At 71.9% G+C, this 18,138-nt stretch carries 16 protein-coding genes and 1 tRNA gene; 13 read left to right on the forward strand and 4 right to left on the reverse strand.

Going from position 1 to position 18,138, the window contains the following annotated elements; genetic code table 11:
- Positions 1-58 precede the first annotated feature (58 nt).
- The 10 genes from ACRQ4C_RS06200 to ACRQ4C_RS06245 all read left to right on the forward strand — a co-directional run bounded on the left by ACRQ4C_RS06200 (position 59) and on the right by ACRQ4C_RS06245 (position 9,173).
- Positions 59-946 (forward strand): ParA family protein, encoded by an 888-nt coding sequence (locus ACRQ4C_RS06200; RefSeq protein ID WP_400409695.1) that lies wholly within the window; start codon positions 59-61, stop codon positions 944-946.
- A complete protein-coding gene (locus ACRQ4C_RS06205; RefSeq protein ID WP_439690497.1) occupies positions 930-1,784 on the forward strand; it encodes a segregation and condensation protein A in 855 nt (284 codons plus the stop codon). Before ACRQ4C_RS06200 ends, ACRQ4C_RS06205 begins: the two co-directional genes overlap by 17 nt.
- The gene (scpB, locus tag ACRQ4C_RS06210; RefSeq protein WP_290132280.1) at positions 1,774-2,487 is read left to right on the forward strand and encodes an SMC-Scp complex subunit ScpB; all 714 of its coding nucleotides are present in this window, start codon (positions 1,774-1,776) and stop codon (positions 2,485-2,487) included. Before ACRQ4C_RS06205 ends, scpB begins: the two co-directional genes overlap by 11 nt.
- Positions 2,484-2,846, forward strand: coding sequence for a hypothetical protein (locus ACRQ4C_RS06215; protein ID WP_439690498.1), 363 nt, complete (start codon positions 2,484-2,486; stop codon positions 2,844-2,846). Before scpB ends, ACRQ4C_RS06215 begins: the two co-directional genes overlap by 4 nt.
- A gap of 692 nt (positions 2,847-3,538) precedes the next feature.
- A complete protein-coding gene (locus tag ACRQ4C_RS06220) occupies positions 3,539-4,294 on the forward strand; it encodes a pseudouridine synthase (RefSeq protein WP_290134264.1) in 756 nt (251 codons plus the stop codon).
- 20 nt (positions 4,295-4,314) lie between these two features.
- Positions 4,315-5,439: a prephenate dehydrogenase gene (locus ACRQ4C_RS06225; protein WP_439690499.1), complete on the forward strand. Its 1,125-nt coding sequence runs from the start codon at positions 4,315-4,317 to the stop codon at positions 5,437-5,439.
- Positions 5,440-5,651: 212 nt separating this feature from the next.
- The gene (gene cmk / locus ACRQ4C_RS06230) at positions 5,652-6,308 is read left to right on the forward strand and encodes a (d)CMP kinase (RefSeq protein WP_290134263.1); all 657 of its coding nucleotides are present in this window, start codon (positions 5,652-5,654) and stop codon (positions 6,306-6,308) included.
- A gap of 40 nt (positions 6,309-6,348) precedes the next feature.
- Positions 6,349-7,875: a ribosome biogenesis GTPase Der gene (gene der, locus ACRQ4C_RS06235; RefSeq protein ID WP_290132277.1), complete on the forward strand. Its 1,527-nt coding sequence runs from the start codon at positions 6,349-6,351 to the stop codon at positions 7,873-7,875.
- A gap of 25 nt (positions 7,876-7,900) precedes the next feature.
- On the forward strand, positions 7,901-8,491 hold the full coding sequence (locus ACRQ4C_RS06240; protein ID WP_439690500.1) for a hypothetical protein: 591 nt from the start codon (positions 7,901-7,903) through the stop codon (positions 8,489-8,491).
- 160 nt (positions 8,492-8,651) lie between these two features.
- On the forward strand, positions 8,652-9,173 hold the full coding sequence (locus ACRQ4C_RS06245) for a hypothetical protein (RefSeq protein WP_400409678.1): 522 nt from the start codon (positions 8,652-8,654) through the stop codon (positions 9,171-9,173).
- 186 nt (positions 9,174-9,359) lie between these two features.
- On the opposite strand, the gene ACRQ4C_RS06250 is transcribed toward ACRQ4C_RS06245, so the two are convergent.
- On the reverse strand, positions 9,360-10,223 hold the full coding sequence (locus tag ACRQ4C_RS06250; protein ID WP_439690501.1) for a helix-turn-helix domain-containing protein: 864 nt from the start codon (positions 10,221-10,223) through the stop codon (positions 9,360-9,362).
- A 104-nt stretch (positions 10,224-10,327) separates the two neighbouring features.
- Between ACRQ4C_RS06250 and ACRQ4C_RS06255 the strand changes: the two genes are divergently transcribed.
- A complete protein-coding gene (locus ACRQ4C_RS06255) occupies positions 10,328-11,200 on the forward strand; it encodes an oxidoreductase (protein ID WP_439690502.1) in 873 nt (290 codons plus the stop codon).
- Positions 11,201-11,367: 167 nt separating this feature from the next.
- Complete coding sequence (locus ACRQ4C_RS06260; RefSeq protein WP_439690503.1) at positions 11,368-12,249, forward strand: oxidoreductase; 882 nt, start codon at positions 11,368-11,370, stop codon at positions 12,247-12,249.
- An 84-nt stretch (positions 12,250-12,333) separates the two neighbouring features.
- On the opposite strand, the gene ACRQ4C_RS06265 is transcribed toward ACRQ4C_RS06260, so the two are convergent.
- Both ACRQ4C_RS06265 and ACRQ4C_RS06270 read right to left on the reverse strand, forming a co-directional pair.
- Complete coding sequence (locus tag ACRQ4C_RS06265) at positions 12,334-14,523, reverse strand: RecQ family ATP-dependent DNA helicase (RefSeq protein ID WP_439690504.1); 2,190 nt, start codon at positions 14,521-14,523, stop codon at positions 12,334-12,336.
- A gap of 83 nt (positions 14,524-14,606) precedes the next feature.
- Positions 14,607-16,088: a hypothetical protein gene (locus ACRQ4C_RS06270; RefSeq protein WP_439690505.1), complete on the reverse strand. Its 1,482-nt coding sequence runs from the start codon at positions 16,086-16,088 to the stop codon at positions 14,607-14,609.
- A gap of 113 nt (positions 16,089-16,201) precedes the next feature.
- Here ACRQ4C_RS06270 and ACRQ4C_RS06275 point away from each other — a divergent pair.
- Positions 16,202-16,275: transfer RNA gene (locus tag ACRQ4C_RS06275), tRNA-Pro, on the forward strand.
- Positions 16,276-16,845: 570 nt separating this feature from the next.
- On the opposite strand, the gene ACRQ4C_RS06280 is transcribed toward ACRQ4C_RS06275, so the two are convergent.
- Positions 16,846-18,069, reverse strand: coding sequence for a phospholipase D-like domain-containing protein (locus ACRQ4C_RS06280; RefSeq protein ID WP_439690506.1), 1,224 nt, complete (start codon positions 18,067-18,069; stop codon positions 16,846-16,848).
- Between the last annotated feature and the right edge of the window lie 69 nt (positions 18,070-18,138).

Here is an 18,138-nt window from a genome sequence, read left to right on the forward strand (position 1 = left end):
CGGCGGGTCCGGTGCGCCACCGGCGGTGCACCCGGGGGAGCGTCGGGTCGCCGGTAGCATGGGGCGCGTGAGCACGAACCCGTTGACGAACCCCGGAACCGGCGAGACCACCTTCGGTCCGACGGGGCGACCCGTCCGGCAGTTCGCGATCCCGGAGGAGCTCGACCAGCACGGGCCGGCACGCATCATCGCGCTGTGCAACCAGAAGGGCGGCGTCGGCAAGACCACGACGTCGATCAACCTCGGGGCGGCGCTCGCAGAGTACGGGCGGAAGGTCCTCGCCGTCGACTTCGACCCGCAGGGCGCGCTGTCCGCCGGGCTCGGGGTCCGCACGCACGACATCCCGACGGTCTACGACCTGCTGATGGGTGCCGTGAAGGACCCGCGCGAGGTCATCCAGCCGACGAACACGCCGTACCTCGACGTCATCCCGGCGAACATCGACCTGTCCGCGGCCGAGGTCCACCTCGTGAACGAGGTCGCGCGGGAGCAGATCCTCGCGAGCGTCCTCCGGAAGGTCGCGAACGACTACGACGTCATCCTCGTGGACTGCCAGCCCTCGCTCGGCCTGCTGACCGTGAACGCGCTGACGGCGGCGCACGGGGTGCTCATCCCGCTCGAGTGCGAGTTCTTCGCGCTGCGCGGTGTCGCGCTCCTCATCGAGACGATCGACAAGGTGCGAGACCGGCTGAACCCGGCGCTGCGGCTCGACGGCATCCTCGCGACGATGTACGACTCGCGGACCCTGCACTCGCGCGAGGTCATGGAGCGCGTCGTCGAGACGTTCGACGACCGGGTGCTCGACACGGTCATCGGGCGCACGGTGAAGTTCCCGGACGCCACGGTCTCGGCGCGGCCGATCACGCAGACCGCGCCCGACCACGCCGCCGCGCACGCGTACCGGCAGCTCGCACGGGAGCTCGTCGAGCGTGGCGCCGTCGCCTGAGCCGGAGGACCCTGACCGCACCGCCGTCGCGCCGGCGGGCACGCAGACGGCCCCGGGCTTCCGCGTCCGCCTGTCGAACTTCGACGGCCCGTTCGACCTGCTCCTGTCGCTCATCACGAAGCACGAGCTCGACATCACCGAGGTGTCGCTCGGCGCCGTGACGGGGGAGTTCATCGCCTACGTCCGCCAGGCCGAGTCCGCCGACGAACTCGACGAGGCGAGCGAGTTCCTCGTCGTCGCGGCCACCCTGCTCGACCTGAAGATCGCGGGGCTCCTGCCCCAGGGGGAGCTCGTCGACGCCGAGGACGTGGCGCTCCTGGAGGCCCGCGACCTCCTGTTCGCCCGACTGCTCCAGTACCGGGCGTTCAAGCAGGCGGCGGACTGGTTCGGGTCGCGCTGGACCGAGGAGTCGCGTCGGCACGTCCGGAGCGTCCGACTCGAGGAGCGGTTCCGCGCCCGCACCCCCGAGCTCGTCTGGACGCTCTCGCTGCAGGACTTCGCCACGCTCGCGACCCTGGCGTTCGCCCCGCGGGAGATCCCGACCGTCGGACTCGACCACCTGCACGCGCCGCTCGTCAGCATCCGGGAACAGGCCGCGATCGTGGTGTCGATCCTCCGCACCCGGGCCGACGAGGACGTCTCGTTCCGGGAGCTGGTCGCCGGCGTGCACGAGACGGGTATCGTGGTGGCTCGTTTCCTCGCGATCCTCGAGCTGTACCGCAACGCGTCCATCACGTTCGAGCAGGTCGAGCCGCTCGGGGAACTGCTGCTCCGCTGGACCGCCGAGGACTGGTCCGACGAGAGCCTCGCCAACCTGGGAGCCGACTATGACGGATGACGCGCACGGCCACGCGCACGGTCACGCCCGCGACTCGTCGAGCGCCGAACCCGGCGGCGCGGACGAGCTGGCAGACGCCCGCGCCATCGAGCAGGAGATCCACGAGGCGCACGACCGTGCCGCCCGGCCGGAGCTCCCCGTCGACCGGCAGCTCGAGGCGATCCTCATGATCGCGGACGAGCCGCAGTCGCTCGTCGCGCTCGGTGCCGCCGTCGGCGCGCCCGTGCCCGCGGTCCGCCAGGCGATCGAGCGGCTCGTCGCCGACTTCGACGGTGTGGACGGGACGGTCCGGCGGGGCTTCGAGCTCCGCGAGGTCGGCGGCGGCTGGCGCTTCTACGTCCGCCAGGAGCTGGACGACGTCGTCGAGCAGTTCGTCGAGCAGGAGCGCCCCTCGCGGCTGTCGCAGGCGGCGCTCGAGACCCTCGCGGTGGTCGCCTACAAGCAGCCGATCACGCGCTCGCAGATCGCCTCGATCCGGGCGGTGAACGTCGACGGGGTCGTCCGGACGCTCGTCGCGCGCGGCCTCATCGAGGAGTCGTTCACCGACGCCGAGACCGGTGCCATCAACTACGTCACGTCCGACCTGCTCCTGCAGCAGCTCGGCATCAACTCGCTCGACGAGCTGCCGCTCATCTCGCCCCTCCTGGACGACGGTGCGGACGGCTTCGGGCAGAACGAAGGGATCCCCGATGGCCGCGCATGAGGAAGAACGTCGAGGCCCGCGAGGCGGGTCCGGTCGACCTGGAGGCCCGTCACGCGACCGCAACGCCGGCTCCGGCCGGGCGGGTGGCCGGTTCGGCGGCGGGGGCCGCGACGAGCGTGGCGACCGCGGTGGGTACCGTGGGCGTGACGAGCGCGGTGACCGCGGAGACCGCGGTGACCGCGGTGACCGCGGTGGGTACGAGCGCCGGGACGACCGTGGCGCGGCTGATGGGTACCGCGGGCGTGATGAGCGTCCGTCGTCCGGTGGTGGGTACCGCGGGCGTGATGAGCGTCCGTCGTCCGGTGGTGGGTACCGCGGCCGTGACGAGCGGTCCGGCGGCGATCGCGGGCGGTTCGTGAGCCGCGACGACGACCGCCGGCAGGGCGAGCGCGGGGGCTTCGTCCGCCGCGACGACGACCGCGGTGGGTACCGCGGCCGTGACGACCGGCAGGGCGGTGAGTACCGCGGCCGCGACGACCGGCAGGGCGGTGGGTACCGCGGCCGCGACGACCGTGGCACGTCGGGCGGTGGGTACCGGGGCCGCGACGACCGTGGCACGTCGGGCGGTGGGTACCGGGGCCGTGACGACCGGCAGGGCGGCGGGTACCGGGGCCGCGACGACCGGCGTGACGCCGACCGCGGGGGCCACCGGGGCCGCGACGACCGTGGCACGTCGGGCGGTGGGTACCGCGGCCGTGACGACCGCAAGAGCGCTCCCCGCCGTGACGACGACCGCCGCCGCGACCCGGCCCGCGAGGACCGTCGGTCCCCGGACGGCAGGCCCAGCACCGTCTGGCACAACGGCCGCCGCTACGTCGGCGGCACCACGACCGCGCGGAACGGCGACCGTCCGCGGGGCGCCGACACGCGACGGACAGTCGGCCCCCGCGGCACCGACCGTCGCACGACCCCGGAGCCCGAGGGTGCCCGCGACCAGCACGGCCAGCCCCTCGAGGGCACGCCCGAGCGCCCGATCATCCCCGACTGGGACGCGGCGGACGGAACGGCGACCGCCGGGGCCGCGCCGAGCCTCCAGGCCGACGGTGAGCGCCTGCAGAAGGTGATCGCCGCTGCGGGCGTGGCATCTCGCCGCGTCGCGGAGAACCTCATCGTGGAGGGACGGGTGACGGTGAACGGCGAGGTCGTGGAGGCCCTCGGTCGTCGGGTCGACCCGGAGTCCGACGCGATCGCGGTGGACGGGGTGCCGGTGCAGATCGACACCTCCCGGCGGTACGTGGTCCTGAACAAGCCGGTCGGCATCGTGTCGAGCCTGCAGGACGAGCGGGGACGCCGCGACCTGTCCGAGTTCGTCGACCGGTACGAGGAGCGCCTGTTCAACGTCGGCCGGCTCGACGCCGAGACCTCGGGGCTCATCGTCCTGACGAACGACGGCGACCTCGCGCACGTGCTCGCACACCCGTCGTTCGGGGTGACGAAGACCTACATCGCGAAGGTGCACGGGAACGTCAACCCGGCGACCGTGCAGCGACTGCTCGACGGCGTCGAGCTCGAGGACGGGCCGATCGCCGCCGACAAGGTGCGGCTGCTCGAGTCCTCCCGTGGGGAGTCGCTCGTCGAGGTCACGCTGCACTCCGGCCGCAACCGCATCGTCCGTCGGATGTTCGACGAGGTCGGGCACCCGGTGCTCGAACTCGTCCGACGCTCGTTCGGGCCGCTGCACCTCGGGAGCCTGCCGATCGGCAAGACGCGGGAACTCAGCACCGTGGAGCTCGGCAAGCTCCTCGCCATCGCGCGCGACGCATCGGGCTCTCCACAGGGCGACGCGGACGAGGAGTCCACGGACTGAGGCGTCGGTAGGATTGCCGGGTGACCGACGCCCCCGCCCCGCTCGCCGAACCGGACATCGACCGGCGGCTCCGCGGACCCGTGCGCGTGGTCGGTGCCGGTCTCCTCGGCGCGTCGATCGGCCTGGCGCTGCGCGAGAAGGGTGTGGACGTCGTCCTCGACGACGTGTCGCCCGCCGCGCTGGCGCTCGCCGTGGACTACGGCGCCGGGCGCCGACCCGCGGACGGCGACACTCCCGAGCTCGTCGTGGTCGCGGTCCCGCCGGACGTCGTCGCGACCGTCGTCGAGCGCGAGCTCACGGCCCACCCGGGCGCGGTCGTCACCGACGTCGCCAGCGTGAAGTCCGGGCCGCTCGCGGCACTCCGGGCGGCGGGCGCCGACGTCTCCCGGTACATCGGGTCGCACCCGATGGCCGGGCGGGAGCGCAGCGGTCCCACGGCGGCCCGCGCCGACCTCTTCGTGGGGCAGCCCTGGGTGATCGCCGGGCACGACGACATCACGTACCAGCAGGCCGCGGTGGTCGAGGACCTCGCGCTCGACCTCGGGGCGACCGTGGTGCCGATGGACCCGGAGTCGCACGACCTCGCCGTCGCGTACGTCTCGCACACGCCGCAGCTCGTGTCGACACTGATGGCCGCCCGGCTCCGCGACGCCCCGGACGGCTCGCTCGGCCTCGCCGGTGGCGGGGTGCGGGACGTCACCCGGATCGCGGCGAGCGACCCCGGGCTGTGGGTGCAGATCATCGGCGCGAACGCCGAGCGCATCCGGCCGGTGCTCGCCGACCTCCGCGACGACCTCGACCGCGTGCTCGCCGCGCTCGACGACCCGCACGGATCGGGGTCGCCCCGCGCCCTCGCAGAGGCGATCGCGGCCGGCAACCGCGGGGTCGAGCGACTCCCGGGCAAGCACGGCACCACCAAGCGCTTCGCCCAGGTGGTCGTCCTCGTCGACGACACCCCTGGGCAGATCGCCGCGCTCCTCACGTTCATCGGGGAGATCGGCATCAACCTCGAGGACATGCGCCTCGAGCACTCACCGGGCGCGCAGATCGGCATCGTCGAGGTGTCGGTCGTGCCCGAGCAGGAACAGCGACTCGTCGAGGAACTCGAGGGGCGCGGATGGAGGATCGCAGCAGCATGGGCCTGAACGACGACACGAACCGAGCGGTGCAGGACTCCGGCGTGACCGGCGGTCCGGACGGACCCGACTCGGGGCTCCCCACGCCCGGCGACCAGCCCGGTCCGCTGGGCGGCGGCGACATCGCGGGCGGCCTCGACGGCCAGGGCGGGGGCGAGCCGGGTTCCACGAGCGCGCCGGTCCCCTCCGGCCTGCCCGACGGTGCCTTCGTCGCCAAGTTCGTGGTGGCGGTCGACGGCCCCGCGGGCAGCGGCAAGTCGAGCGTGTCCCGTGCCGCCGCCCGTGCGCTCGGCTTCGGCTACCAGGACACCGGCGCGGCCTACCGCGCGCTGGCCTGGCACGCTCTGCAGCAGCAGGTCGACCTCGACGACGCCGCGGCCGTGCTCGCCAGCTGGGACACCTTCGACTACGAGATCGGCACCGACCCCGACGACTACTTCGTCCGGGTGAACGGGACCGACGTCACCGACGCGATCCGCACCCCCGAGGTCACCGGCGCGGTCGCGCACATCGCGAAGCTCCCCGAGGTCCGGCAGCGGCTCGTGCAGCTCTTCCGGCAGGTCATGCGCCGCACGGACGCGCAGGGCATCATCACCGAGGGGCGGGACATCACGACGGTCGTCGCACCCGACGCCGAGGTCCGCATCCTGCTCACGGCGGACGAGTCGGTTAGGATGGCCAGGCGCTCGGCCGAGGTCACGACCCAGTCGGCCGCCGAGACCTCCGCAGCACTCGCCCGTCGGGACGCCGCGGACGCGAAGGTCGTCGACTTCATGAACGCCGCGGACGGCGTCACGACGCTCGACTCCACCGACCTCGACTTCGACCAGACCGTGCAGGCGGTCGTCGAGCTGGCCCGAAGCACGGCCACGAACTGATCACCCGCGGCCACCGGGCCGCACGCGAGGAACCCACACCATGGCCCAGCTGGACAACGACAACCCGGCGAACGACGAGTTCCCCGAGTACGACGCCGCCCTCGGCGAGCGGCTCGCCCATCTCGACGAGACCGAGGCGGAGCAGCGGACGACCGCGCTCCGCGCCGGGCTCGAGGACTACGAGCTCGACGACGAGGACGTTGCGCTCCTCGACGCCGCCGAGATCGGCGAGGACGGCACCTACCTCCTGCCGGCGCTGCCGGTGCTCGCGATCGTCGGGCGGCCGAACGTCGGCAAGTCGGCGCTCGTCAACCGCATCCTCGGTCGCCGCGAGGCCGTCGTGCAGGACGTCCCGGGCGTCACCCGCGACCGCGTGAGCTACAAGGCCGAGTGGAACGACAAGCGGTTCACCCTCGTCGACACCGGCGGGTGGGAGCCCGACGCGAAGGGCATCAACGCCTCCGTCGCCGCGCAGGCCGAGGTCGCGATCGACCTCGCCGACGCCGTGCTCTTCGTCGTCGACGTCACCGTCGGCATCACCGCCACCGACGAGCACGTCGTGAAGATGCTCCGCGGCACCGACCGTCCGGTCATCGTCGTCGCGAACAAGTCCGACGACGACCGCCGCGACCTCGACGCCTACGAGCTCTGGAACCTCGGACTCGGCGAGCCGCACCCGGTCTCCGCGCTGCACGGCCGTGGCGTCGCGGACCTCCTCGACCTCATCGTGAAGACCCTCCCGGACACCTCGGCGGTCGCCAAGCAGGAGGTCGGCGGACCCCGTCGCGTCGCGATCCTCGGCCGCCCGAACGTCGGCAAGAGCTCGCTGCTCAACAAGGCCGCGGGCGAGGAGCGCGTCGTCGTCAACGAGCTCTCCGGCACCACCCGCGACCCGGTGGACGAGCAGGTCGAGCTCGGCGGACGGGTCTGGCGCTTCGTCGACACCGCCGGCATCCGGAAGCGCGTGCACCTGCAGCAGGGCGCCGACTTCTACGCCTCGCTCCGCACCACCGCGGCACTCGAGAAGGCCGAGGTCGCCGTCGTCGTCCTCGACGTCACCGAGCCGATCTCCGTGCAGGACCTCCGCATCATCGACCTCGTGCTCGAGTCCGGCCGTGCGCTGGTCCTCGCGTACAACAAGTGGGACCTGCTCGACGACGACCGCCGCCGCTACCTCGAGCGCGAGATCGAACAGGACCTCGCGCACGTCGCGTGGGCACCGCGTGTGAACATCTCGGCGCGCACCGGTCGACACCTCGAGAAGCTCGTGCCCGCGCTCGAGACCGCCCTCGACTCGTGGGACACCCGCATCCCGACGGGCAAGGTCAACGCCTTCATCGCCGAGCTCGTGCAGGAGCACCCGCACCCGGTCCGCGGCGGCAAGCAGCCCCGCATCCTGTTCGGCACCCAGGCCTCGAGCCAGCCGCCGACGTTCGTCCTGTTCACGACCGGCTTCCTCGACCCGCAGTACCGCCGCTTCATCACCCGGCGCCTCCGCGAGGTCTGGGGCTTCGAGGGCACGCCGATCAACGTCAACATGCGAGTGCGCGAGCGCCGCAAGCGCTGACACACCGATGGCGAGCAGGCGGCGGGTGTCCCTCATCGGGGGAGCCGTCGTGCTGCTCGCCGTCTCAGCGGTCATCGCGATCGCGGTCGTGCAACGCGGCGCTCCCGACGAGCCGTCGATCGGCGCCGCCACGACGACCCTGACGGAGGCCTCGCCGCCGGGGACGACGACCGAGCCGGGCGGGTCCGGAGGGGCGCTGTCGCCGTCGAACGCGCTCGGCGCGCCGGCGGCACCTGCACAGGACCCGTCCGAGGACGTCTCGCCGAGCGACGCCGCCGTCGAACCCTGGTGGCGTCGCGTCCCACCGGTCGCGGGCACGCTCACCGCTCCCGACGGGAGTCCGGTCGGCAAGGTGACGGTCCTCGTCACCGACGGCGACACCCTGACGGTCACGATCGTCGGGGCCAGGAGTCTGCCCGAGGCCGCGACGAGCGCCGTCCTCACCTCGACGCGCGGTGGCGAAGAGGTCCTCGGCGCCGTCAGTCCGGACATGCGGGGCGTGGGGTTCGTGCTCGGCGCGGCGGACGCCGACCGGCTGCCCGACCCCGTCCGTGCCCTCGAGCTGCGTGGGAAGGGCGGCGCGGTCGTCGCGTCCGCGGTGCTCCTGCCCGTCTGAACGGCGAAGCCGTGCCGGCCACGGCGGGCCGAGCACGGGACGGGAGCGAAGGCGATGCGCGACGCGCGGGAGCCGCGCCGTGCCTCCGGGCCGTCGACGCCACGCACCGGACGGGAGGCTAGGTGCACGACTGCCCCGTCGGATGCGGCACCATGGTCTGGTGACCCTCCCCAGCAACGGCCTCGGCGCCGCCGCCGACCGGCTGTGGTGCCGCCTGCGGCTCGACCGGCTCGCCGGCGGTCGGCAGGCCGGGTACGTCATCCGCGAGGACATGCTCGAGCACCCCGACACCGTCCGCTCGTTCCGCTGGATCCGCTGGCTGCTCGTCGCCGAGACGGTCGTCGGCCTCACCGCGATCGTCGTCGCCGTCCTGCTGACGCGCGCGGGGGAGACCGTGCCGTGGGCGGTGTGGTTCCGTGCCACCGTCGTGCTGCTCATCACGCTGACGCTCTACGTGTTCGCGTGGCGGGCGCAGCTCGGGTACTACTGGGCCTACCAGCGGCTGCGGTTGTTCAGCCGGATCTTCCCGATCGTCACGCTCGTCGTCGCGGCGATCCCCGGGCTCTACCCGTTCTGGATGGTCATCGAACAGATCGTGTTCTCGCTGCTGATGATCGGGATCGGGGACGTGCTCACCTCGGACCACATGCGGTCGACGTTCCCGAAGCCCGCGCGGCGGTAGGGAGCGTGCGGCCGGTCACTCGCGGCGCCGCCGGCCGCGCCGCCGTCGAACGACGGGACCGTTGTCGTACGACATCGGTGGTGTCGTTCGTTGCGTGCGCTGGCGGTCGGCGTGGAGACGGAACGACGCGGTCGTCGTCGTACGACATAGGTGCTGTCGTTCCGCAACGGCCGCGCGGCGAGCAGGTCAGTCCGCGGCGCCGCCGGCCGTCCGCTCCTCGAGCCGGGACGCCACCCGTGCCGCCGCGAGCGACGCCAGCACCGCCAACCCCTGCGCCGAGGCCGACCCGGGCTCCGCGTGGTGCACCACGAGGAGCTGCCCGTCCGTGCCACCGATGCCGAGCTTCTCCCGACGCAGCTCCAGTGCGCCGACCTCCGGGTGCCACATGCGCACCGCGGCACCGCTCAGCGGCCGGACGTCGTGGCGTGCCCACAGGCGCCGGAAGTCCTCACTGCCGAGGGACAGCTCGCCGACGAGCGCGGTGACGGCTGGCTCCTGCACGTCGGTGCCGATGGATGCCCGGAAGGCCGCGACCATGCCCGCCATCTGGTCCTGCCAGTCCGGGTACCGCGCGGTCTCCGCGTCGTCGAGGAACATCGTGCGGAGCCGGTTCTCGCCCGCCCGCAGCCCGGGGGCGAGCTCGGTGGCGAGGGCGTTCGCCGCGAGGACGTCGAAAGCGCGGTCCTCGACGAAGGCAGGCAGGCCGATGACGTCGAGCAACTGCAGCGTCCCGGTCGGCACCCGTTCCGCGCGGGTCGCCCGACGGCGTGGTGCCGGCGAGGCCCCCGCCAAGCCGTGCAGGTAGTCGCGGGCGACCCCGTCGAGGCCGAACACCCGCGCGAGTGCGTCGAGGACCTGCACGGACGGGTTCCGGTCCCGTCCCTGCTCCAGCCGCAGGTAGTAGTCGGCACTGATGCCGGCGAGCGTCGCCACCTCCTCACGCCGGAGCCCCGGCGTCCGCCGGACCCCGGTCACCCGGATGCCGGCGTCCTCGGGGCGCACCAGCGCACGCCGGGCGCGGAGGTACTCGCCGAGGGTGTTGTCATCCACGGTCCCGATGCTACGACCGCGCCGCGCGGGCGATCCTGGTCCCCGTGGTCCCAGGGACGCGAGGGGACTGCCGGCCGGAGCAGCACGCGCGCATCGTGGTGTCCATGACGAACACGACCCTCCCCGGCGGCACGTACCGCCTCGCCGACGACCTCGAACTCACCCGAGTCGGGTACGGCGCCATGCAGCTCGCCGGACCCGGCGTCTTCGGTCCGCCCGCCGACCGCGACGAAGCCGTCCGGGTGCTCCGCACCGTCGTCGAGCTCGGCATCACCCACATCGACACGTCCGACTTCTACGGTCCGCACGTGACGAACGAGGTGATCCGCGAGGCCCTGCACCCCTACCCCGAGGACCTGCACCTCGTGACGAAGGTCGGCGCCCGCCGCGACGCCGACGGTGGCTGGCCGCACGCCCGCGAGCCGCACGAACTCGTCGAGCAGGTGCACGACAACCTCCGGAACCTCGGGCTCGAACGACTCGACGTGGTGAACCTCCGGATGGGCGGCTTCGACGCTCCCGAGCCGGGCAGCATCGCGCCGCAGTTCGAGGCGCTCGCCGAACTGCAGCAGCAGGGGCTGATCGGGCACCTCGGACTCTCCACGGTGAACGCCGAGCAGCTCGCCGAGGCGCAGACGATCGCCCCGGTGGTCTGCGTGCAGAACATGTACAACGTGGCCCGCCGCGAGGACGACGCCCTCGTGGACGCCACCGCCGCGCAGGGCATCGCCTACGTGCCGTACTTCCCGCTCGGCGGCTTCTCGCCGATCCAGTCGGGTGCGCTCGACGCGGTCGCCGACCGGCTCGGGGTCTCCCGGCTCACCGTGGCCCTGTCGTGGCTGCTGCAGCGCTCGCCGAACATCCTCCTGATCCCGGGCACCTCGTCGGTCGCGCACCTGCGCGACAACGTCGCGTCGGCCGGGTTCGACCTGCCGGCGGACGCGGTGGCCGAGCTGGACGCGATCGGCGCGGCCTGACGGGCCACGCCGTCTGTCGGCCGGGAGGCACGGTGCGGGCCCGCACCGTGCCTCCCGGCCGATGGGGGATGCGTCCGCCACCCGACGCCGGTCCCGCGACGGCGCTCGGTGACCGGGGGACGACCTGCCACGGCTGGCGCGGGGGATCGCAGCGCATGCTTCGGGGCATGACCGACGACGCCAGCACTCCGCTCCCCGGTGGCACCTACCGCCTCGCCGACGACCTCGAGCTGACCCGGTTCGGGTACGGCGCCATGCAGCTCGCCGGCCCGAACGTCTTCGGCCCGCCGAAGGACCACGACGAAGCGGTCCGGGTCCTCCGCGCGGTGGTGGACGCCGGCATCACCCACATCGACACGGCCGACTTCTACGGCCCGCACGTCACGAACGAACTCATCCGCGAGGCCCTGCACCCGTACCCCGAGGAACTGCACATCGTGACGAAGGTCGGCACCCGGCGGGACGACAAGGGGCGGTGGCCCCAGGCGCGGGAACCCGAGCAGCTGGTCGAGCAGGTGCACGACGACCTCCGGACACTCGGGCTCGAGCAGCTCGAGGTCGTGAACCTCCGGGTCGGTGGCTTCGACGCGCCGGAGCCCGGCAGCCTGGCGCCGCAGTTCGAGGCGCTCGCGGAGCTCCGGCAGCAGGGCCTCATCCGCCACCTCGGCGTCTCGACGGTGACGGCGGAGCAGCTCGCGGAAGCGCAGGGCATCGCCCCGGTGGTGTGCGTGCAGAACATGTTCAACGTGGCGCGACGGGAGGACGAGGCACTGGTCGAGGCGACGGCGGAGCAGGGCATCGCCTACGTGCCGTACTTCCCACTCGGCGGGTTCTCGCCGATCGACTACGCGACGCTCGACCGGGTCGCGGACCGGCTGCACGTGTCCCGGCTGACGGTGGCGCTCTCGTGGCTGCTGAAGCGCTCGCCGAACATCCTGCTCATCCCGGGGACGTCGTCGGTGGAGCACCTGCACGAGAACATCGCCTCGGCCGGGTTCTACCTGCCACCGGACGCCGTGGCCGAACTGGAAGCGCTCGGCGCCGCCTGACCGGGAGCGGCGCCCGCAGCCGGCGCAGCGTCCCTCCGCGGCGGCAGCCGGCGCGATCCGGCACGCGGCGGGATCGCCGGAGCGTCAGGCCACCGTCGCCAGCGCGAACGGCAGCACGGCCGACGCCCCGGCCCGTCGGAGCTCCCGCCCTGCGACCGTCATCGTCCACCGGCTGTCCACGAGGTCGTCCACGAGCAACACCGGCCCCTGGTGCGACTGCAGGGCGGCCGTCAGTTCCGGACCGACGACGAACGTGTCCCACACGCCGGAGAGCCGGTAGGCGCTGTTCGTCGCGCCGTCGCCCCGTGGCGTTCCCCCGGACCGGTCGAGCGTCCCGAGGAACTGCAGCCGACCGATGGTGGCGATGGCCTCGGCCACGGACGCGACGAGCGACGGTCGTGACCGGGACGACATCGCGACCACCCCCGTGGGTCGCTCGACCCACGGCCAGTCCTTGAGCGCGCGGACACACCCGTCGACGAGCTCCTTCGACACCGGGCCGTCGGGCGTCGTCGCCGCGAAGAGCGCACGCAGGGGACCGCCCCAGCCGAGGTCGGTCAGACGGGCGACCGCACGCCCGGGCTCGACGAGCTCGTCGGCACCGATCTTGCCGCGGACCGGGACGCCGAGCGCGCTCATGCCCGACGGCCACTGGGCGCGCGGTGCGATCTCGACCCCGACCTTGTCGAGCGCGGCGGCCGCACCCGAGGCGTCGGAGGACGAGACGTCGACCGGGTACCAGACACCCGCGCAGTTGTCACAGCGACCGCAGGGCTCCGCGGAGGGGTCGTCGAGGTCCTGCTGCAGGAGCTGCATCCGGCACGCCGACGTGGACTCGTACGTGAGCATCGACGCGGCCTCGGCAGCACGGGCCGCGGCGACCCGCTCGTACCGCGGGGCGTCGTACTCCCACCGCTGACCCGTCGCGACCCATCCGCCGGTGACGCGCTGCACGGCACCGTCGACGTCGAGGACCTTGAGCAGGAGCTCGAGCGTGGACCGCTTGATGTCGACCAGTCCCTCGAGCGCGACGGTGGAGAGAGCCGATCCAGACGTGGACAGGGCGTCGAGCACCGCTGCGGCCCGAGCTTCGGTCGGCATCGACGCGCTCGCGAAGTACTGCCAGATCTCGGTGTCCTCGCGGCCGGGCAGGAGCAGTACGTCGGCGTTGTCGGTCGCACGCCCCGCACGACCGATCTGCTGGTAGTAGGCGACGGGGGAGGACGGCGCCCCGACGTGCACGACGAACCCGAGGTCCGGCTTGTCGAAGCCCATGCCGAGCGCGCTCGTGGCGACGAGGGCCTTCAGCTCGTTGCCCTTGAGCTGCTGCTCGAGCTGCTCGCGTTCCTCGGTGTCGGTACGCCCCGTGTAGGCGCGGACGGCGTACCCGTTCTCGCGCAGGAGCCGCGCGATGTCCTCGGCAGCGGAGACCGTCAGCGTGTAGATGATGCCGCTGCCGGGGAGGTCACCGAGGTGCGCCAACAACCACCCGAGCCGCTGCCGTGCGTCCGGCAGTGTGAGCACCCCGAGCCGGAGCGACGCCCGCGCGAGCGACCCGCGGATCGTGAACACGGGGTCGTCCGGGCCGGCGGTCAGCTGCTCGGCGACGTCCTCGACCACGCGCTCGTTCGCGGTGGCGGTCGTGGCGAGCACCGGCACGCCGTGCGGCAGCGAACGGATGAGCTCGGCGAGCCGCCGGTAGTCCGGGCGGAAGTCGTGGCCCCAGTCGGAGATGCAGTGCGCCTCGTCCACGACGAGCATGCCCATGCGGGCGATGAGCGTCGGCAGCTGCTCGTCGCGGAAGCGCGGGTTGTTGAGCCGCTCGGGGGAGACGAGCAGCACGTCGACCTCGTCACGGGCGAGCGCCGCCTGCGTCTCACCCCACTCGTGTGCGTTCGCGGAGTTGATCGACACCGCTCGCACCCCGGCCCGGGCGGCCGCAGCCACCTGGTCGCGCATCAGCGCGAGGAGCGGCGACACGAGCACGGTCGGCCCACCCCCGCGCCGCCGGAGCAACAGCGTCGCGAGGAAGTACACCGCGGACTTGCCCCACCCGGTGCGCTGCACGACGAGCGCACGCTGCCGGTGCTCCACGAGCGCCGAGATCGCCTCGAGCTGCCCGGGGTGGAACACCGCGTCGGGCCGACCCGTGAGCGCAGCGAGCGCCTGCTGCGCCTCGGCCGCGATGTCCGCCGACGGCGGAGCGATGCCGGCGGGCAGCGCACCACCCGCGACGGGTGGGTCAACGGTCGGAGCCGTGTCGGGGGAGTCCATGACCCCATGGTGTCAGGAGCGACCGACGGAAGCCGACCCGCGCCTCCCGGCTGTGGATGACGTGCCCCCGTCCACAGGGCCCCTCACTGGTAGGTGATGAGCGCCGGACTCGGCCGCACGTCCCGCATCGTCTGCTCCGGCGACAGCATCGGCTGGTCCTCGTCGATGAAGTTCTTCCAGCCCCAGTGCACGCCGACGGGTGCGCCCTCGTGCAGCGCCTTCCACGTCGCCTGCTTCTCCGGCTGCGACCCCTGCCCGTCCACGTGGATGAGCACGTCGAGCTCGGGATGCTGCTCCAGTGACGAGCGGTCCTGGATCATCGCCGACCGGAACTGGTGCAGGACGAACGCCTTCGGCGGCAGCCCCTTCGACCGCACGAGGTCGGCGAGCCAGTCCGCGGTGCGGTTCACCTCGTCGGCGCTCACGGTGCCGATCTGGCGGAGCGGCACCTGGTCCTTCGTCAGCCGCCACTCCGGGTCGAGCGCGAGCCACACGCCGGGCTTCGACAGCAGCGACTCGTAGCGCTTCGCCTGGGCGAGGAAGTCCGATCGGCCGGGCTGGAGGTCGAGGATCACCGGCATCCCCGCGTCGTGCGCGGCGTCCACGTACGGCTCGAGCGTCGACACCGGCAGCTCGCTCGAGTAGTCGCCGTCCGCGCCGGCAGCGCCAGCCGCCACGGTCGCGATGACCTCCATCGCTGGCGTGACCGGCTCGTCCGACGCGTCGTCGTAGCGGTGGGCGAGCCGTTCCGCCCGCGCGACCGTCGCCTCCGGGTCCTGCTCACCGAGGACACCGAGCACCGGCGCGCCGGGTGCGCCGTACAGGGCGACGTAGCGGTGGCCGTCGAACGGGCGCTGACCGCCGTGCGGAAGCTGCCACCCGCTCTTCGCGGCACGGACCGTCCAGTCCGGGTCAGACAGGTCGCCGAACGTCTTCCCCACGAGCACGGTCGGGTGGTCCTCCTGCTCGTGCAGCGCCGTCACGACGTCCGGCGCAGCCGCCGGGTCGGTCACGCCGTCCGGCATCGTCACGACCTCCGCCCCGGCAGCGCGCGCGGTCGCGACGACCGCGGCGTCCGCGCTGCGGGCCGCCACCACCACCGTCGCCGGCCGGGAGGCACGGGTCGAGCCCGGCGCGTGCGTGCCCTCGGGCGCCTGCCGCTGTTCGACGTCCGTGTCCAGCGACACTTCGCCCTCGGCCTGGTACCAGCGGGCGCCGAGGCGGTCGAGTTCGCGGGAGACGGCGCGCGCCGTGTGGCTGTCGTCGGCGTCGGTCACGAGTGCGGGCACGTGCGCGCGCTCCGCCGCCTTCGCTGCCGCCGCGACTGCGCTCGCATCGTCGGCCGGGGCGACGACCGCACCCGGTGCGGACGCGAAGAGCGCGCGACTCGCCCGGACCGACCGATCGGACGCGTCCGCCTGGGCGACCACGGTCACCGTGTCGGACGCGGCGGCGGCGAGCGTGGCCCGCGGCGCGGTCTGCGCTCCGCCGGTGCAGCCTGCGGCTCCGAGCAGCAGTCCGGCGGTCGTCAGGGCGATGGCGAGGCGGGTGGTGCGGGAGGGCATCAGGACACCCTACGAGGGTCGTCTCCACGCGCTGTGCACGGGGAGGCTCCGGTGTCCGCTATGCTGGTCGGGCTGCTCCGGACGGGGCAGTGGGGTCCGCTCGTCGGGCCTCGCGGGCTGTGGCGCAGCTTGGTAGCGCACTTGACTGGGGGTCAAGGGGTCGCAGGTTCAAATCCTGTCAGCCCGACCGCAGGGGCGTCTTAAGAACTGTCTTAAGAACTCAACAACGAGGAGAGGCCCGCAGCTTTGTGGCTGCGGGCCTCTCCTCGTTCTCCTGGGCTTCCGGGTTCAGGCGATCATCGGCTCAGTTCACCATGCACCGCCTCGAGGCGTCAGGCGCCCAATAGCCGATGGGTCACCGGAGGACCCCTCAGTTTCGGACGCTGCACAGCCGAATCGGGGTCTGTCCTGCGTGTCCCAGGGGAACCGCGCCCTGCATCTCAACCACCGTTGAGGGTGTGAAGTGAACTTATGCAGATCTTTGTCGTGTTCCACCCACCCATCGTTTCGGTATCAGCTATACCAAGCTCCTACGAACTGTCCGGGCTGAATGTCGGAGGTGTCGTGATGATTGCTTCCGCGACCGACATCATCGGCGGAAGTCACCGTCGGCGCGAAATCTCCTTTTCCTGTTCCAGCAGCAGTCGCCGAACCCTCAGCAGTCCCGCGCGTCCAAGAGACCACAACGTCCGTGATCGAGCGCGCGGTCGGACAACGCCGCCGATGAGCTTCCTTGGCGGCCTCGGCCGAGCCCGGCTCAGTTGATGTATACGCCGGCCGGACTGTGGTCAATCATCAGTCGGAACTCGTCGTTTTGGAGGCGTTCGAGCGTTGCATAGAAGCCGACGTAGTTCGTGGACTGGAGGTACGCACCGAGCGTGTTCCAGTGCAGCCACGTCGGTACGTTGCCCTGCGATGAAGCGCGGTGAGGTGCGTGGCTGATCCGAAGCTCATGGACCCCCAGGTCATGCCCGTCGATCCAAACGTGGAAGGCTACCTCGACCTCCACCTGGTCCGAGGTGTTGGGGACCGGCGACCAAGGCAGCCCTGCGAAGAACGAGTCGTAGAAGTAGGTTAGATGGTCGACCTCGCTGCCAGCCTTGGTGAGCGTCATTGAACCCTTGACCTGAGTCGTCGGAGTTCGCTTCTGTTGAGCCTGCGTGTAGCCAAGCTCGCGATACCAGCGCCGCACTACGGTCTGGCCGCCGAAGGGGATGGCGTCGCCTCCTGTCATCGGTGCCCCAGCTGTACTGAGCGTACGGACGTCGACGACCTTGGTCCGTGATGTCACCGCGGATTTCGAACTCAGTGCTGGCAGCTTCCTCAGCGGCGCGGTGACGGCGCCGAACAGACCGGCCGCTGCGCCAATCTCCCTGCTGTCGGTATCCTCCGGCGCGTCATCGCTTTTGCGCGTGACCCGTTTGGCCCTGAGCTCGGAGTTGATCAAAATGTCGGGGCTGGCGACCATCCTGTCAATGAGGTCACTCGTGAGGGGGAGGCACGCGCCCGCCTCCGCACGGAGCCGATCGAACCAAGTCTGCACCTCGACAACGGTCTCGTTAGGAACAGCATCTTGCCAGTCGAGCCAGATCGAGGCCTCGTAGTTCCAGCCGAGTCCGCCCGCCGTCAGGTTGCTTGAGCCCACGAACAGCGACTGACGATCGTCGCCGGTCGCGACATAGACCTTCGGATGGAACGTGCGCCGCGGGTCATGAAAGACGTGCACTTCGGTCGCTAACTCGAGTGCAAGCTCCAGACCCTCACGGGTTGCGCCTCCCTCACTGACGCCCACGATCATCGAGAGTCTGCCTCCAGCGCTGCGGAATGCCTCGAGATACTCGCGAGCGCGACCGAGACCCGAGCGCTTCGCCCACGCGACCGCAATCTGGACCTCGGAAAAGGCTCCATCGCTTACATGCGCCATGAAGTCAGCGAGGTTCTTCTCGTTTTCGAAGGGCTGCGCTACGAACCTAACGTCCATCTATGAAGGATCTCACGACCCTCAACCTCGGGAGGGCTTCCATCAGAACGCCGGTTTGCTTCAGTTTCT

The organism is Curtobacterium sp. SP.BCp (assembly GCF_051903255.1).
In the GTDB taxonomy this organism is placed as follows: domain Bacteria; phylum Actinomycetota; class Actinomycetes; order Actinomycetales; family Microbacteriaceae; genus Curtobacterium.

Coding starts and splice junctions, on each gene's coding strand:
- ACRQ4C_RS06200 (WP_400409695.1), top strand. CDS start 59: ATGGGGCGCGTGAGCACGAACCCGTTGACGAACCCCGGAACCGGCGAG.
- scpB (WP_290132280.1), top strand. CDS start 1,774: ATGACGGATGACGCGCACGGCCACGCGCACGGTCACGCCCGCGACTCG.
- ACRQ4C_RS06215 (WP_439690498.1), top strand. CDS start 2,484: ATGAGGAAGAACGTCGAGGCCCGCGAGGCGGGTCCGGTCGACCTGGAG.
- der (WP_290132277.1), top strand. CDS start 6,349: ATGGCCCAGCTGGACAACGACAACCCGGCGAACGACGAGTTCCCCGAG.
- ACRQ4C_RS06255 (WP_439690502.1), top strand. CDS start 10,328: ATGACGAACACGACCCTCCCCGGCGGCACGTACCGCCTCGCCGACGAC.
- ACRQ4C_RS06260 (WP_439690503.1), top strand. CDS start 11,368: ATGACCGACGACGCCAGCACTCCGCTCCCCGGTGGCACCTACCGCCTC.
- ACRQ4C_RS06265 (WP_439690504.1), bottom strand. CDS start 14,523: ATGGACTCCCCCGACACGGCTCCGACCGTTGACCCACCCGTCGCGGGT.
- ACRQ4C_RS06270 (WP_439690505.1), bottom strand. CDS start 16,088: ATGCCCTCCCGCACCACCCGCCTCGCCATCGCCCTGACGACCGCCGGA.
- ACRQ4C_RS06280 (WP_439690506.1), bottom strand. CDS start 18,069: ATGGACGTTAGGTTCGTAGCGCAGCCCTTCGAAAACGAGAAGAACCTC.